Origin of the sequence: Acidovorax sp. Leaf78, assembly GCF_001422735.1 — a bacterium.
In the GTDB taxonomy this organism is placed as follows: domain Bacteria; phylum Pseudomonadota; class Gammaproteobacteria; order Burkholderiales; family Burkholderiaceae_C; genus Acidovorax.
The window spans coordinates 363,962-377,238 of the sequence record NZ_LMLZ01000021.1 but is presented as its reverse complement, the minus strand read 5'-3'; the positions used below and the strand labels follow the sequence as shown (position 1 = coordinate 377,238).

At 64.8% G+C, this 13,277-nt stretch carries 14 protein-coding genes; 4 read left to right on the top strand and 10 right to left on the bottom strand.

All coding sequences use genetic code 11. The features are described from left to right. Positions 1-12: 12 nt before the first annotated feature. Both fghA and ASF16_RS17755 read right to left on the bottom strand, forming a co-directional pair. Positions 13-879, bottom strand: coding sequence for an S-formylglutathione hydrolase (gene fghA, locus ASF16_RS17760; protein WP_056170230.1), 867 nt, complete (start codon positions 877-879; stop codon positions 13-15). A gap of 329 nt (positions 880-1,208) precedes the next feature. Further along, positions 1,209-2,324, bottom strand: coding sequence for an S-(hydroxymethyl)glutathione dehydrogenase/class III alcohol dehydrogenase (locus ASF16_RS17755; protein WP_056170746.1), 1,116 nt, complete (start codon positions 2,322-2,324; stop codon positions 1,209-1,211). Between the two features lie 217 nt (positions 2,325-2,541). Between ASF16_RS17755 and ASF16_RS17750 the strand changes: the two genes are divergently transcribed. Then, entirely contained in the window at positions 2,542-3,612 is a 1,071-nt protein-coding gene (locus ASF16_RS17750) for a GlxA family transcriptional regulator (protein WP_200926924.1), read from the top strand. Positions 3,613-3,633: 21 nt separating this feature from the next. Here ASF16_RS17750 and ASF16_RS17745 read toward each other — a convergent pair whose 3' ends face one another. The 8 genes from ASF16_RS17745 to ASF16_RS17710 all read right to left on the bottom strand — a co-directional run bounded on the left by ASF16_RS17745 (position 3,634) and on the right by ASF16_RS17710 (position 10,311). After that, the gene (locus ASF16_RS17745; protein ID WP_056170229.1) at positions 3,634-4,035 is read right to left on the bottom strand and encodes a hypothetical protein; all 402 of its coding nucleotides are present in this window, start codon (positions 4,033-4,035) and stop codon (positions 3,634-3,636) included. Between the two features lie 188 nt (positions 4,036-4,223). Beyond that, positions 4,224-5,534, bottom strand: a complete 1,311-nt coding sequence (locus ASF16_RS17740; RefSeq protein WP_056170226.1) for a citrate synthase — start codon at positions 5,532-5,534, stop codon at positions 4,224-4,226. A 62-nt stretch (positions 5,535-5,596) separates the two neighbouring features. After that, entirely contained in the window at positions 5,597-5,917 is a 321-nt protein-coding gene (locus tag ASF16_RS17735) for a succinate dehydrogenase assembly factor 2 (RefSeq protein ID WP_056170223.1), read from the bottom strand. A 22-nt stretch (positions 5,918-5,939) separates the two neighbouring features. After that, positions 5,940-6,641, bottom strand: a complete 702-nt coding sequence (locus ASF16_RS17730) for a succinate dehydrogenase iron-sulfur subunit (protein WP_056170220.1) — start codon at positions 6,639-6,641, stop codon at positions 5,940-5,942. A 28-nt stretch (positions 6,642-6,669) separates the two neighbouring features. Further along, entirely contained in the window at positions 6,670-8,475 is a 1,806-nt protein-coding gene (sdhA, locus tag ASF16_RS17725) for a succinate dehydrogenase flavoprotein subunit (protein ID WP_056170217.1), read from the bottom strand. Between the two features lie 32 nt (positions 8,476-8,507). Next, complete coding sequence (gene sdhD, locus ASF16_RS17720; protein ID WP_056170214.1) at positions 8,508-8,873, bottom strand: succinate dehydrogenase, hydrophobic membrane anchor protein; 366 nt, start codon at positions 8,871-8,873, stop codon at positions 8,508-8,510. 80 nt (positions 8,874-8,953) lie between these two features. Further along, positions 8,954-9,388 carry a succinate dehydrogenase, cytochrome b556 subunit gene (gene sdhC, locus ASF16_RS17715; protein WP_056170211.1) on the bottom strand — a complete coding sequence of 145 codons (435 nt, stop codon included), beginning with the start codon at positions 9,386-9,388 and terminating at the stop codon, positions 8,954-8,956. A 134-nt stretch (positions 9,389-9,522) separates the two neighbouring features. Beyond that, a complete protein-coding gene (locus tag ASF16_RS17710) occupies positions 9,523-10,311 on the bottom strand; it encodes a GntR family transcriptional regulator (protein ID WP_056170208.1) in 789 nt (262 codons plus the stop codon). A 215-nt stretch (positions 10,312-10,526) separates the two neighbouring features. Between ASF16_RS17710 and ASF16_RS17705 the strand changes: the two genes are divergently transcribed. From ASF16_RS17705 to ASF16_RS17695, 3 genes are read left to right on the top strand one after another with little or no spacing between them, the layout of a single operon-like run. Beyond that, positions 10,527-11,513 (top strand): malate dehydrogenase, encoded by a 987-nt coding sequence (locus ASF16_RS17705; RefSeq protein WP_056170206.1) that lies wholly within the window; start codon positions 10,527-10,529, stop codon positions 11,511-11,513. Positions 11,514-11,527: 14 nt separating this feature from the next. Continuing rightward, positions 11,528-12,589, top strand: coding sequence for a CoA ester lyase (locus ASF16_RS17700; protein ID WP_082517010.1), 1,062 nt, complete (start codon positions 11,528-11,530; stop codon positions 12,587-12,589). Between the two features lie 39 nt (positions 12,590-12,628). Then, positions 12,629-13,258 (top strand): hypothetical protein, encoded by a 630-nt coding sequence (locus ASF16_RS17695; RefSeq protein ID WP_056170200.1) that lies wholly within the window; start codon positions 12,629-12,631, stop codon positions 13,256-13,258. Positions 13,259-13,277 lie beyond the last annotated feature (19 nt).

Sequence of the window (13,277 nt, the reverse complement as noted above, 5' to 3'; positions counted from 1 at the left end):
CTTAAGGCCGCATTAACGTGGAATGAGCTGCAAGTGAGCGGCGTGGTGCTTCAGGTGGTCGGCCATGAAGGTCTGGATGAAGTAGTAGCCGTGGTCGTAGCCGGCGTGCTGGCGCAAGGTCAGCGGCTGGCCGATGGCCTGGCAGGCGGCGTCGAACAGGTGGGGGTGCAACTGCGTGGCCAAGAATTTATCGGCCAGCCCCTGGTCGATGAGAATGCCCGCGGGGTAGGGCGCCACCGGCTGGTGCTGCATCAGCACGGTGGCATCGTGCTCGATCCAGCCCGTGCGGTCCGCGCCCAGGTACCCGGCGAAGGCCTTTTCTCCCCAGGGGCACTGCGTGGGCGCGCAGATGGGCGCAAACGCCGACAGGCTCTTGAACCGCCCCGGATGGCGCAGGGCCAGCGTCAGCGCGCCATGCCCGCCCATCGAATGGCCGAAGATACCTAGCCGTTCACCATCGACCGGCAACTGCGCCACCACCTGGGGCAGCAGTTCCTTCATCAGATAGCTTTCCATGCGCCAGTGGCGCGCCCAGGGCTCTGCCGTAGCGTCGAGGTAGAACCCCGCACCCACGCCAAAGTCCCAGCTCTCGGCCTCGCCCGGCAGGTTGGCGCCACGCGGGCTGGTGTCGGGCGCTATGAGCGCCAGGCCCAGTTCGGCCGCCAGGCGCTGGGCTCCGGCCTTGACCATGAAGGTTTCTTCGGTACAGGTCAGCCCCGCCAGGTACAGCAGGGCCGGCACGGGCCCGTGCTGCGCTGCGGGCGGCAGAAAGACCGAGAACTTCATCGGCAGACCGATCTCGGTGGAGGCGTGCTGGTAGAAGCGCTGCTCGCCGCCAAAGCAGGTATGGCTGCTGAGCAGTTCCAGGGAGGTTGTCATGGTTTTGCTCTCAAAAATATAGCTGGATGCGCTTGATAGGCAAGCGGTAGGGGCTGTTTTTATCTGAAATCAGGCCGCTGCACAGTCAAAAACGAGAACCCCGGTCACGCTGAGCCTTGTCGATGCGTAGCGCGAGGCTTCGACAGGCTCAGCCCGAACGGGTTGCGGGCTCGTCAGGCCACACGGCGAGGCGTCGCCAAGCTCGACCCGAAAGGGCGGAGGAAGGCGTCCGCGCATCGTTGCACGCGTGCTGGCACGCGAGCTGGGGCATGTGCACTAAGACCGACGCCCGGCACCTGCTTCCGCCACCCCCTTGTTCACCCGATCGATCAGGCAGCGTACTTGACCACCGAGCGGATCGACTTGCCCTCATGCATCAAGTCGAACGCCTCGTTGATGTCCTTGAGGCCCATCGTGTGCGTCACGAACGGCTCCAGCTGGATCTTGCCGGCCATGGCGTCTTCCACCATGCCGGGCAGCTCGCTGCGGCCCTTCACGCCGCCGAACGCCGTGCCCAGCCACTTGCGGCCCGTGACCAGCTGGAAGGGGCGGGTGGAAATCTCCTGCCCCGCACCCGCCACGCCGATGATCACCGACTGGCCCCAGCCGCGGTGCGCGCATTCCAGCGCCGCACGCATCACGTTCACGTTGCCGATGCACTCGAAGCTGTGGTCCACGCCCCAGGTCGTCATCTCCACGATCACCTGCTGGATCGGCTTGTCGAAGTCCTTGGGGTTGATGCAGTCCGTGGCGCCGAAGGTGCGGGCCAGGTCGAACTTGGAGGGGTTGGTGTCGAGGGCGATGATGCGCCCGGCCTTTGCCAGCTTGGCGCCCTGGATCACTGCCAAGCCGATGCCGCCCAGGCCGAACACTGCGACCGTGTCGCCCTCCTGCACCTTCGCCGTGTTCTTCACCGCGCCCAGGCCCGTGGTCACGCCGCAGCCCAGCAGGCACACCTGCTCGGGATTGGCGTCGGGGTGAATCTTGGCCAGCGAGACCTCGGCCACCACGGTGTATTCGCTGAAGGTCGAGCAGCCCATGTAGTGGTAGATCGGCTGGCCGTTGTAGCTGAAACGCGTCGTGCCGTCGGGCATCACGCCCTTGCCCTGCGTGGCGCGCACGGCCACGCACAGGTTGGTCTTGCCGCTCTTGCAGAACAGGCACTCGCCGCATTCGGCGGTGTACAGCGGGATCACATGGTCGCCCGGCTTCACGCTGGTCACGCCTTCGCCCACTTCCACCACAATGCCTGCGCCCTCGTGGCCCAGCACCACGGGGAACAGGCCTTCGGGGTCGTCACCGCTCAGAGTGAACGCATCGGTGTGGCACACGCCGGTGTCGGTGATGCGGATCAGCACCTCGCCCTTTTTCGGCGGCGCCACGTCGATCTCGACGATCTGCAGGGGTTCTCCGGCCTTGAAGGCCACGGCGGCTTTGGATTTGATGGTCATGGTCTGTGGGAATGGGTTGGCAGAGGGGAGGGGCGCCAAAGGCTCTGTGGCCATGTGGCGTGCGTTGACGTCGTGACTGTAGGCCATGTGCGCCGTGCTCAGAACCCCATGGCCGCAGACCTTGGGGGTATGGCCGAATACCACTGTTCATGGCTTTGGCGGACATGGACTCTCGTATAGTTGCATTGCCTTTTCCGCACTGCCACGCCGCATGGACGCCAACCACCACCACCCACAATCACAAACACAGCAACACCACCACCCCGCCGGCAAGCCCCACCGCGTCGATCTGGTCGTGTACCCCGGCTTCAAGGCGCTGGAGGCCGTGGGGCCCATGTCCGTGTTCGACTATGCCAACGTGCACCTGCGCCAGCACGGCCGGCCTGATGGCTACGCAGTGCGGGTGGTGGCGGCGCAGGCCGGGGCCGTGCAGTCCGACACCCTGATGGCCCTGACCGCCACCCACACCCTGGCCGAGCTGGAGCTGCAGCAAGAAAAAGGAGAGGGCGGCCCGGGCTGCACCGTTGTGCTGGTCGGCTCGCGCAACATCGAACAGGTACTGGCCGCCTCGCCCGACCTGGTGGCCTGGGCCGCCCGCGTCGCGCCGCGTGTGGACCGCATGATCGCCCTGTGCTCCGGCAGCTTCTTCCTGGCCGCCGCCGGTTTGCTCGACGGCCGCCGCGCCGCCACCCACTGGAGCGTGGCCGCTCTGCTGCGCCAGCGCTACCCCGCCATCGACGTGGACCCCGACGCCATCTACGTGCGCGACGGCCCGCTGTGGACTTCTGCAGGCGTCACCGCCGGCATCGACCTCGCCCTGGCCCTGGTGGAAGAAGACTTTGGCCACGCCCTGGCGCTGGAGGTGGCGCGCGACCTGGTCATGTACCTCAAGCGCCCCGGTGGCCAGTCGCAGTTCAGCGTGCAACTGGCCAGCCAGGGCACCGCCCACCGCGACATCCAGGCCGTGCAGACCTGGGTGCTGGAGAACTTGCAGGAGCCCATGTCCCTGGCCGCGCTGGCCGACCGCGCTGCCATGAGCGAGCGTCACTTTCGGCGGGTGTTCGTGCAGGAGACGGGGCAGACGCCTTCGGCGTTTGTGGATGCCGCGCGGCTCGAAGGCGCGCGGCGGCTGCTCGAGTCGCAGTCCACGCTACCGCTCAAGACCGTGGCCGCGCGCGTGGGCATGGGATCGGAGCAGGCGCTGCGGCAGCTGTTCGTGCGGCATTTGGGGATTGCGCCGCAGGCATATCGGGAGCGTTTCGGTGGGCAAGGGCGGCGTTGACGGGCTGTGATGCCGCCCTCGCTATCCCCGCGAACCTGCAGGCCGATGGTGTGCCAGCGTCTGGAGCCGTTGGATCGCCGCCTTCTGGATCGGTAGCACGGCTGCCACCAGGGCGGGGCACAGCCAGGGGTCCCAGAAAAGCCCGCTGACGATGGCCAGGCCGAAGACCAGGCCGACAAGCACCAGCGCGCTCATGCACTGGGAAAGCTCCGATCCCGCGCGGATCAGCACCAGGCCAGCGCCGAGTGCAACCACCAGGGACCAGCCGATGAACGGGTTATTGACCAGCCGGTAGGGCGTGGTCTTGGGCTTCCAACCTGCCGCGATGCCCAGCTCGGGCAGCATGAGGACGAAGGCCAGCAGCACGGCGAGGACCAGCAGGACCGCCGAGCCCAGGTGATTGATGCGCTTGAGGGGATGCATGGGTGGGCTGCGTCGCTCATGGGTACCGATCGGCCGGAGCCGCGGCGCCGTCCTCTGCGCCATCCTACTGGCTCGCCGGCTGCTTTGCGCATGGGCAGGCGCGGTACACCATGAAAAAAGCCCGCCGAAGCGGGCTTTCCAGAGCAGGTACCTCGAAGACCGGAGACTTCAAGGTACCAGGCTGCCAATCAACGCTTGCCGATGGGCGGCACATCACGGCGCTCGGAGCCCGTGAACAGCTGGCGGGGGCGGCCGATCTTGTACTCGGGGTCGCCGATCATTTCGTTCAGCTGGGCGATCCAGCCGACGGTGCGGGCCAGGCTGAAGATGCCGGTGAACAGGTTCACGGGGATGCCGATGGCGCGCTGCACGATGCCGGAGTAGAAGTCGACGTTCGGGTAGAGCTTGCGCTGCACGAAGTAGTCGTCTTCCAGGGCGATCTTTTCCAGTTCCTTGGCCAGCTTGAACAGGGGGTCGTTTTCCAGGCCCAGTTCGGCCAGCACTTCATTGCAAGTCTCTTGCATGAGCTTGGCGCGCGGGTCGTAGTTCTTGTACACGCGGTGGCCAAAGCCCATGAGCTTGACGCCGGAGTTCTTGTCCTTGACCTGCTTGATGAAGTCGCCGATCTTCTCCACGCCGCCTTGGGCCTGGATGTCGTACAGCATATTCAGGGCTGCTTCGTTGGCACCGCCGTGGGCAGGGCCCCACAGGCACGCCACGCCGGCAGCGATGGCTGCGAACGGGTTGGTGCCCGACGAGCCGCACAGACGCACGGTGGAGGTCGATGCGTTCTGCTCGTGGTCTGCGTGCAGGATGAAGATGCGGTCCAGCGCGCGTTCCAGCACGGGGTTGACCTTGTACTCTTCGCAGGGCGTGCCGAACATCATGCGCAGGAAGTTGCCTGCGTAGCTCAGGTTGTTCTGCGGGTACATGTAGGGCTGGCCCACGCCGTACTTGTACGCCATGGCCACCAGGGTGGGCATCTTGGCGATCAGGCGGATGGCAGCGATCTCGCGGTGCTGCGGGTTGTTGATGTCGGTGCTGTCATGGTAGAAGGCCGACAGGGCGCCCACCAGGCCGGTCAGCACGGCCATGGGGTGCGCGTCACGGCGGAAGCCACGCAGGAAGAACTGCATCTGCTCGTTGACCATGGTGTGGTTGGTCACGCGGCTGGTGAAGTCGGTCTTCTGGGCTTCGTTGGGCAGGTCACCGTACAGCAGCAGGTGGCAGGTTTCCAGGAAGTCGCAGTTTTGCGCCAACTGCTCAATGGGGTAGCCGCGGTACAGCAGTTCGCCCTTGTCGCCATCGATGTACGTGATGGCCGACTGGGTGGCTGCCGTCGACAGGAAGCCCGGGTCATAGGTGAACATGCCCGTTTGCGCATACAGCTTGCGGATGTCGATGACGTCCGGGCCAATGCTGCCCTGGTAGACCGGCAGGTCCACGCTGGGGCTGCCGTTACTGAACGACAGGGTGGCTTTGTTGTCAGCTAGCTTCATTGTTACTTTCCTTGGGTAGGTTGCCGGTAATCCGGGGGTTCAGGCCTTGTCTCAGGTCTTGCTCAGGGCCGTGGCCGTACTGCGCCACCACTGAGCCGCAGCATGCCGAGTACTTCACGCACTTCTTCTGTATCCAGTTCGCCTTCGGGCTCGCGCCGCGCGAGCACCAGGTCCAGGAGGTCGTTGTCCGCCAGGTCCATGAGCGTGTTCATGCCGTGGGCCTGGCGCCAGGTCAGGCCCGCCCCGTGCTTGGCGAAGAAGTTCTCGATGTAGAGATCGTTCTCCAGCAGGCCGCGCCGGCAGCGCCAGTGCAGCTTTGCGCGTTCGCGGTCGTCGAGCACATCGGAGGGCGATGGCAGGACCGGGGTCGGGGTGTCGGACATGAAGGTGATGCTCTGGATAAGGTCAGACGGCGCGGCGCACCATCAGTTCCTTGATCTTGCCGATGGCCTTCGTGGGGTTCAGGCCCTTGGGGCACACGTCCACGCAGTTCATGATGGTGTGGCAGCGGAACAGGCGGTACGGGTCTTCCAGGTTATCCAGGCGCGCACCCGTGGCTTCGTCGCGGCTGTCGGCGATGAAGCGGTAGGCCTGCAGCAGGCCGGCGGGGCCCACGAACTTGTCGGGGTTCCACCAGAAGCTGGGGCAGCTGGTGGAGCAGCTGGCGCACAGGATGCACTCGTACAGGCCGTTGAGCTCTTCGCGCTCTTCGGGGCTCTGCAGGCGTTCCTTCTCGGGCGCCAGGTCCTCGGTGATGAGGTAGGGCTTGATCGAGTTGTACTGCTTGAAGAACTGCGTCATGTCCACGATCAAATCGCGGATGACCGGCAGGCCGGGCAGGGGCTTGAGAACGATGGTGCCCTTGAGGGTGTTCATGTTCGTCAGGCACGCCAGGCCGTTCTTGCCGTTGATGTTCATCGCGTCGGAGCCGCACACGCCTTCGCGGCACGAGCGACGGAACGACAGCGAGGGGTCTTGCTCCTTGAGCTTGACCAGGGCATCCAGCAGCATGCGTTCGTGGCCGTCGAGCTCGATCTCGATGGTCTGCATGTAGGGCTTGGCGTCCTTGTCCGGGTCGTAGCGGTAGATTTGAAAGGTGCGCTTCATGTTGTTCTTTCGTGAGGCTGCTGGTTCATCAGAACGTACGGACCTTGGGAGGCACGCTGTCCACCGTCAGGGGCTTGAGGTTGACGGGCTTGTAGGTCAGGCTGTTGTTCGCGCTGTGCCACAGGGTGTGCTTCATCCACTCCTTGTCGTTGCGGCCCAGAGGGAACTCTGCGTGGTCGGCAGGGTGCTCGTAGTCGTACACGGTGTGTGCGCCACGGCATTCCTTGCGGGCTGCGGCGGAGGTCATCGTGGCCTGGGCCACTTCGATCAGGTTGTCGACTTCCAGCGCTTCCATGCGGGCCGTGTTCCAGACCTTGGACTTGTCCTTCAGGGTCACGCCGCTCACGCGGTCGCGGATCGCGTTGATCTTGCCCACGCCTTCGTCCATGCTGGTCTGCGTGCGGAACACGCCGGCGTGCAGTTGCATGCCGGCGCGGATGTCGTTGGCCACGTCCTGCGCGTAGATGCCTTCGTTGGAGTCCTGCAGCTGGTTCAGGCGCGTCAGTGTGCGGTCAGAGCCGTCGGCAGGCACTGGCTTGTGCTCGCCGGATTCCTTGACGAAGTTGACGATGTGCTTGCCAGCCGCCTTGCCGAAGACCAGCAGGTCCAGCAGCGAGTTGGTGCCCAGGCGGTTGGCGCCGTGGACCGACACGCACGAGCATTCGCCCACGGCGTAGAGACCGTTGACCACGTTGTTCTGCTGGCCGTCGTGCACCACGACCTGGCCGTTGATGTTGGTGGGGATGCCACCCATCTGGTAGTGGATGGTGGGCACCACAGGGATCGGTTCCTTGGTGATGTCCACGTTGGCGAAGTTGTGGCCGATTTCTTCGACCGACGGCAGGCGCTTGCGGATGGTGTCCGCGCCCAGGTGGTCGAGCTTCATCAGGATGTAGTCCTTGTTGGGACCACAGCCACGGCCTTCCTTGATTTCCTGGTCCATCGAGCGCGACACGAAGTCGCGCGGTGCCAGGTCCTTCAGGGTAGGCGCATAGCGCTCCATGAAGCGTTCGCCATTGCTGTTGAGCAAGATGGCGCCTTCGCCGCGGCAGCCTTCGGTCAGCAGCACGCCAGCGCCGGCCACGCCGGTGGGGTGGAACTGCCAGAACTCCATGTCCTGCAGCGGGATGCCGGCACGTGCGGCCATGCCCAGGCCGTCGCCGGTGTTGATGAAGGCGTTGGTCGATGCCGCGAAGATGCGGCCCGCGCCGCCGGTGGCCAGCAGCACGGCCTTGGCGTGCAGCTCGTACAGGTCGCCGGTTTCCAGCTCCAGTGCGGTCACGCCGACCACGTCGCCTTCGGCGTTGCGGATCAGGTCCAGGGCCATCCACTCCACGAAGAAGTTGGTCTTGGACTTCACGTTCTGCTGGTACAGCGTGTGCAGCATGGCGTGGCCGGTACGGTCAGCCGCGGCGCAAGCGCGCTGCACGGGCTTTTCACCGTAGTTGGCGGTGTGGCCGCCGAAGGGGCGCTGGTAGATGGTGCCGTCGGGGTTGCGGTCGAACGGCATGCCGAAGTGTTCGAGCTCGATCACCACGTTGGGTGCTTCGCGGCACATGAACTCGATGGCGTCCTGGTCGCCCAGCCAGTCCGAACCCTTGATGGTGTCGTAGAAGTGGTAGTGCCAGTTGTCCTCGCTCATGTTGCCCAGCGATGCGGACACGCCGCCCTGCGCCGCCACGGTGTGCGAGCGGGTGGGGAACACCTTGGACAGGCAGGCCACGTTCAGGCCTGCGCGGGACAGTTCCAGCGATGCGCGCATGCCGGAGCCGCCGGCGCCGACGATGACGACGTCGAACTTGCGCTTGGTGATGTTAGCTTTGGTGTAGCTCATTGTTGTTTGCCTTCAGTCGCGGGGGATCGGTATCAGAGACGCCACAGAACCTGGATGCCCCAGCCGGCGCAGCCGACGAGCCAGACGATGGTGAAAACCTGCAGTGCCAGGCGGATGCCCACGGGCTTGACGTAGTCCATCAGGATTTCGCGCATGCCGATCCACGCGTGCCACGCCAGCGAGATGATCACGGTGAAGGTCAGCACCTTCATCCACTGGGCCGAGAAGATGCCCGCCCATTTGTCGTAGCCCAGAGGGCCTTTGGAGAAGATCACCTGGGCCAGCAGGGCCAGCGTGAACAGGGCCATCAGGATGGCGGTGACGCGCTGGCTGAGCCAGTCGCGCAGGCCGTAGTGAGCGCCGACGACGACGCGTTTGGAACCGTAATTGACAGACATCGCTGCTTTCCTCTGGTGCGGCGGTGTTGGCTGCGGAATGGCAGCAGTCACCGCTTTTTTTATCGGGGGTGGTGGATCGATCAGTACAGGCCGAAGAGCTTGGCGCCCAGCGCGAGGGTCAGCGTGATGCTGACCACGAAGACTGCGATGGACGAGGTCTTGCCGAATTCCTTGTTCACGGCGCTGTGGCTCACGTCCATCCACAGGTGGCGCAGGCCGGCGCTGAAATGGTGCAGGTAAGACCAGATCAGGGCCAGGGCCACGAGCTTGATGAACCAGCCAGGCACGAAGCCGATGCCGATGCTGAACGCCGCGGTGAACCGGGCGAACGAGAATTCAGACGACACCGAGGTGTCGAACATCCAGATGATGAAAGGCAGCAGCAGGAACATGATCAGCCCGCTGCCGCGGTGCAGGATCGACACCCACGCTGCAGGCGTCATGCGGTAGGTGGTCAGGTCCTTGAACGCGTTGATGTTGCGAAATTCAGGCCGTTTTTTGGCGAGCTCGGTCATGTTGAGTGCTTTCGTGGATGTAACTTCTTTGTAATTCGGAGATGCAAAGAACGCAAAATTCTATTGCAACGCAACAACCGGGGTTTCAAGCGGGTCGCAATATTCGAGGTTAATACTCGGGTGCCAGCTTGAAGTCAGCTCAATTCATTACGGTAGTGGTGGGTGTCGGTCAGGTACAGACCACGCCGTAACTCCATCGGAACGTCGTTGTAGGTATAGGCAATGCGCTCCACGCTCAGCAGCGGCGTGGTGGGCGCAATGCCCAGCAGGCCGGCCTGCTCCGCGTCTGGCAGCACGGCCCGGATCTTTTCTTCGGCCCGCACCATGCGTACGCCGAAGTCGAGCTCGAACATCGCGTAGGTGGGACCCTGGTAGCTGGCCAACTGGTCTGCCGTCAGCCCTTTGAAAGCCTGGCCGGGCAGCCAGATGTCTTCCAGGATGGTGGGCACGCCTGCAAAGGCGAGGATGCGCCGGGCCTGCATGACGGCATCGCCGCTGCGCAAGGCCAGCGCCCGCGCCACTTCGGCATTGGCCCGCACGCGGCGGCAGTCGATCACGCGGCGCTGGGCGGGGCCCTCGACGCGGGCGTCGCCGGTGTCGGGCAGCAGTTTCAGAAAGCGGTACTGCACATGCTGCTCGGCATGTGTGGCCACGAACGTGCCCTTGCCCTGGCGGCGCATGACCAGATTCTCGGCCGCCAGTTCGTCGATCGCCTTGCGCACCGTGCCCTGGCTGACCCGAAAGCGGGCGGCCAGCTCCATCTCGCTCGGAATGGCTTCGCCGGGCTTCCATTCGCCCTGTTGCAGGCTCTGCAGGATCAGTCCCTTGATCTGCTGGTACAGCGGGCTGAACGCCGGCGTGGCACCGCCCGCGGTGCCCGGTGGCGCAGCAGGGTTGTCGGCGGCGAAAGGAAGCGAGGACATGGCAGGCGGGCGCGGTGGAGCCCTGCGTTGCGGCAGGGATTTGCGGACGACGAAGAGGTCTCAATCATATCTTATATAAGACATAAGACAAATTGACCGGGGTGTCCAATCAGCGGTACACTCCAAGGCTGTTTTGCGGGGCACGGGCTGCTGGTAACAGAGGCTGGTGCTTGTTTGCATCACCTTCTGTTTTTTCACTTCCTGGAGTTTTCACCATGAGCAAGAAGCCTGTTCGCGTGGCCGTCACCGGCGCTGCTGGCCAAATCGGTTATGCCCTGCTGTTTCGCATCGCCTCCGGCGAAATGCTGGGCAAGGACCAGCCCGTCATTCTTCAACTGCTCGAAATCGCCGACGAGAAGGCCCAGAACGCCCTGAAGGGCGTGATCATGGAGCTGGAAGACTGCGCATTCCCTCTGCTGGCCGGCATCGAAGCCCACAGCGATCCCCTGCAAGCCTTCAAGGACACCGACTACGCCCTGCTGGTGGGTGCCCGTCCTCGCGGCCCCGGCATGGAGCGCGCCGACCTGCTGGCCGCCAACGCCCAGATCTTCACCGCACAGGGCAAGGCCCTGAACGCAGTGGCTTCGCGCAACGTCAAGGTGCTGGTGGTGGGCAACCCCGCCAACACCAACGCCTACATCGCCATGAAGTCGGCCCCCGACCTGCCAGCCAAGAACTTCACAGCCATGCTGCGCCTGGACCACAACCGCGCTGCCTCGCAACTGGCGGCCAAGACCGGCACCAAGGTGGGCGATATCCGCAAGCTGACCGTGTGGGGCAACCACTCGCCCACCATGTACGCCGACTACCGCTTTGCCACCACCAACGGCAAGTCGATCAAGGACCTGGTGAACGACCAGGTCTGGAACGCCGACACCTTCCTGCCCACCGTGGGCAAGCGCGGCGCGGCCATCATCGCCGCCCGCGGCCTGTCGTCGGCCGCTTCGGCTGCCAACGCCGCCATCGACCACATCCGTGACTGGGCCCTGGGCTCCAATGGCGAGTGGGTCACGATGGGCGTGCCATCAAACGGCGAGTACGGCATTCCTGCCGGCATCGTGTTCGGCTTCCCGGTCACCACCGAAAACGGCGAGTACAAGATCGTCGAAGGCCTGGAGATCGATGCCTTCTCGCAAGAAGCCATCAACAAGACCCTGGCCGAGCTGCAAGGCGAGCAGGACGGCGTCAAGCACCTGCTGTAAAACCAGCCCGCACCATGCAGCCGACGCCACAGGCATCGGGCCTTCGGGCCGCCCCAGCCCCTGAACAGGGGCAGGGCGCTGCACAACCCCATCCGCGCGATGTGCTTCTAGGCGCCCAGGCGCAGACCGGTTTTCTGCCGGTCTGCGACCACTACAGCGGCGTGGAAGCGCGCATGCGCAAAAGCCTGCAATTGCAGGCCGAGATGACGCAAGAGTTCGGAACCTGCGTCTTTGATGTCACCCTCGATTGCGAGGACGGGGCGCCCGTCGGTCTGGAGTCCGAGCACGCGCGGCTGGTGGCTGCACTGGCTGTTGCCGCAGCCCCCGGCGCCCGCGTGGCCGCCCGGGTGCATGCGGTGGACCACCCCGCATTCGCCAACGACGTGGCCGTGATCGCCGGCGAGGCGGGCCACAGGCTGTGCCACATCATGGTGCCCAAGGTCGAGTCGGTGGACGATGTCCTGCTGGCCGAGCGCGCCATCGACCGCGCGTCGCCCTCGCAGCTGCCCATCCATGTGCTGATCGAATCCCCGGCGGCTGTGCACCGTGCCTTCGAGATCGCAGCCCATCCCCGCGTGCAGAGCGTGAGCTTCGGGCTCATGGACTTCGTGTCGGCCCATGCCGGTGCGATCCCGGCCCATGGCATGACGTCGGCCGGGCAGTTCACGCACCCGCTGGTGGTGCGCGCCAAGCTGGAGATCGCCGCGGCCTGCCACGCGCACGGCAAGGTGCCGTCCCATTGTGTGGTGACGGAGTTCGCCGACACGGCGGCCATGCAACGTGCGGCCAGCCAGGCTGCCCACGAGCTGGGCTACACCCGCATGTGGAGCATCCATCCGGCGCAGATCCGCCCCATCCTGCAAGCGTTCGCGCCGCAGCAGGACGATATCGAGCATGCTTCCAAAATAATAGCGGCTGCCGCCGATGCTGATTGGGCTCCGATCAGCATGGACGGCACGCTGCACGACCGTGCCAGCTACCGTTTCTTCTGGCAGGTCATCGAGCGCGCCCACAGCACCGGGCGCGCGCTTCCCCAGGCGGTGCGCCATTGGTTTGACGCGCCGGCTTTCGCTTGAGTTGTAGATACCCGCCCACACCCCCACGCAGGACCCTCCATGAAATTCCTTATCGCCTCTGCCTTGATGCTGCTGGCCCCAGCCCTCGCCCTGGCGCAAACGGACGCCAAGCCTGCGGCCAAGTCTGAAACCAAGGCCGCTGCCAAGCCTGCCGCCAAGCCGGCGGCGAAGTCCGAAGCCAAGTCTGCCAAGTCCTCCGAGAAGGCGGCCCCCAAGAAGGCCGTGGCCAAGAGCGAACCCACCAGCAGCCGCACGCAGCTCAAGAGCGCGACCAACCAGGTGGCCGCCGGCATCATTGCCGCTGAAGCTGCGCTGTCGCCTGCCGAGCTGGCCATTGCCGATCGCGTGCACACCGGCCGCATCCCCTGCGAGCTGGGCGCCTTCGTGACGGTGACTGCCGAGCCTGCATCGCCTGGCCACTTCCACGTGGAAGGCAAGGGCTTCAAGTACTTCATGTCGCCCGTGGCCACCACCACCGGCACCGTGCGCCTGGAAGACCAGAAGGGCGGCGCGGTCTGGCTGCAGATCGGCAACAAGTCCATGCTGATGAACCAGAAGGTCGGCCAGCGCCTGGCCGACGAATGCATGAGCCCCGAGCAGCAACTGGTGGCCGAGGCCATCAAGAAGAACCCGCCCGTCAGCGTGCTGGAGCCGATGACGGTCAAGTAAGCCCTGCCAGGCCGAAGCC

What these genes read in the sequence shown, in the direction of transcription:
- fghA (WP_056170230.1), bottom strand. Translation starts at nt 879, where the DNA reads ATGACAACCTCCCTGGAACTGCTCAGCAGCCATACCTGCTTTGGCGGC.
- ASF16_RS17750 (WP_200926924.1), top strand. Translation starts at nt 2,542, where the DNA reads ATGGACGCCAACCACCACCACCCACAATCACAAACACAGCAACACCAC.
- ASF16_RS17745 (WP_056170229.1), bottom strand. Translation starts at nt 4,035, where the DNA reads ATGCATCCCCTCAAGCGCATCAATCACCTGGGCTCGGCGGTCCTGCTG.
- ASF16_RS17740 (WP_056170226.1), bottom strand. Translation starts at nt 5,534, where the DNA reads ATGAAGCTAGCTGACAACAAAGCCACCCTGTCGTTCAGTAACGGCAGC.
- ASF16_RS17735 (WP_056170223.1), bottom strand. Translation starts at nt 5,917, where the DNA reads ATGTCCGACACCCCGACCCCGGTCCTGCCATCGCCCTCCGATGTGCTC.
- ASF16_RS17730 (WP_056170220.1), bottom strand. Translation starts at nt 6,641, where the DNA reads ATGAAGCGCACCTTTCAAATCTACCGCTACGACCCGGACAAGGACGCC.
- sdhA (WP_056170217.1), bottom strand. Translation starts at nt 8,475, where the DNA reads ATGAGCTACACCAAAGCTAACATCACCAAGCGCAAGTTCGACGTCGTC.
- sdhD (WP_056170214.1), bottom strand. Translation starts at nt 8,873, where the DNA reads ATGTCTGTCAATTACGGTTCCAAACGCGTCGTCGTCGGCGCTCACTAC.
- sdhC (WP_056170211.1), bottom strand. Translation starts at nt 9,388, where the DNA reads ATGACCGAGCTCGCCAAAAAACGGCCTGAATTTCGCAACATCAACGCG.
- ASF16_RS17710 (WP_056170208.1), bottom strand. Translation starts at nt 10,311, where the DNA reads ATGTCCTCGCTTCCTTTCGCCGCCGACAACCCTGCTGCGCCACCGGGC.
- ASF16_RS17705 (WP_056170206.1), top strand. Translation starts at nt 10,527, where the DNA reads ATGAGCAAGAAGCCTGTTCGCGTGGCCGTCACCGGCGCTGCTGGCCAA.
- ASF16_RS17700 (WP_082517010.1), top strand. Translation starts at nt 11,528, where the DNA reads ATGCAGCCGACGCCACAGGCATCGGGCCTTCGGGCCGCCCCAGCCCCT.
- ASF16_RS17695 (WP_056170200.1), top strand. Translation starts at nt 12,629, where the DNA reads ATGAAATTCCTTATCGCCTCTGCCTTGATGCTGCTGGCCCCAGCCCTC.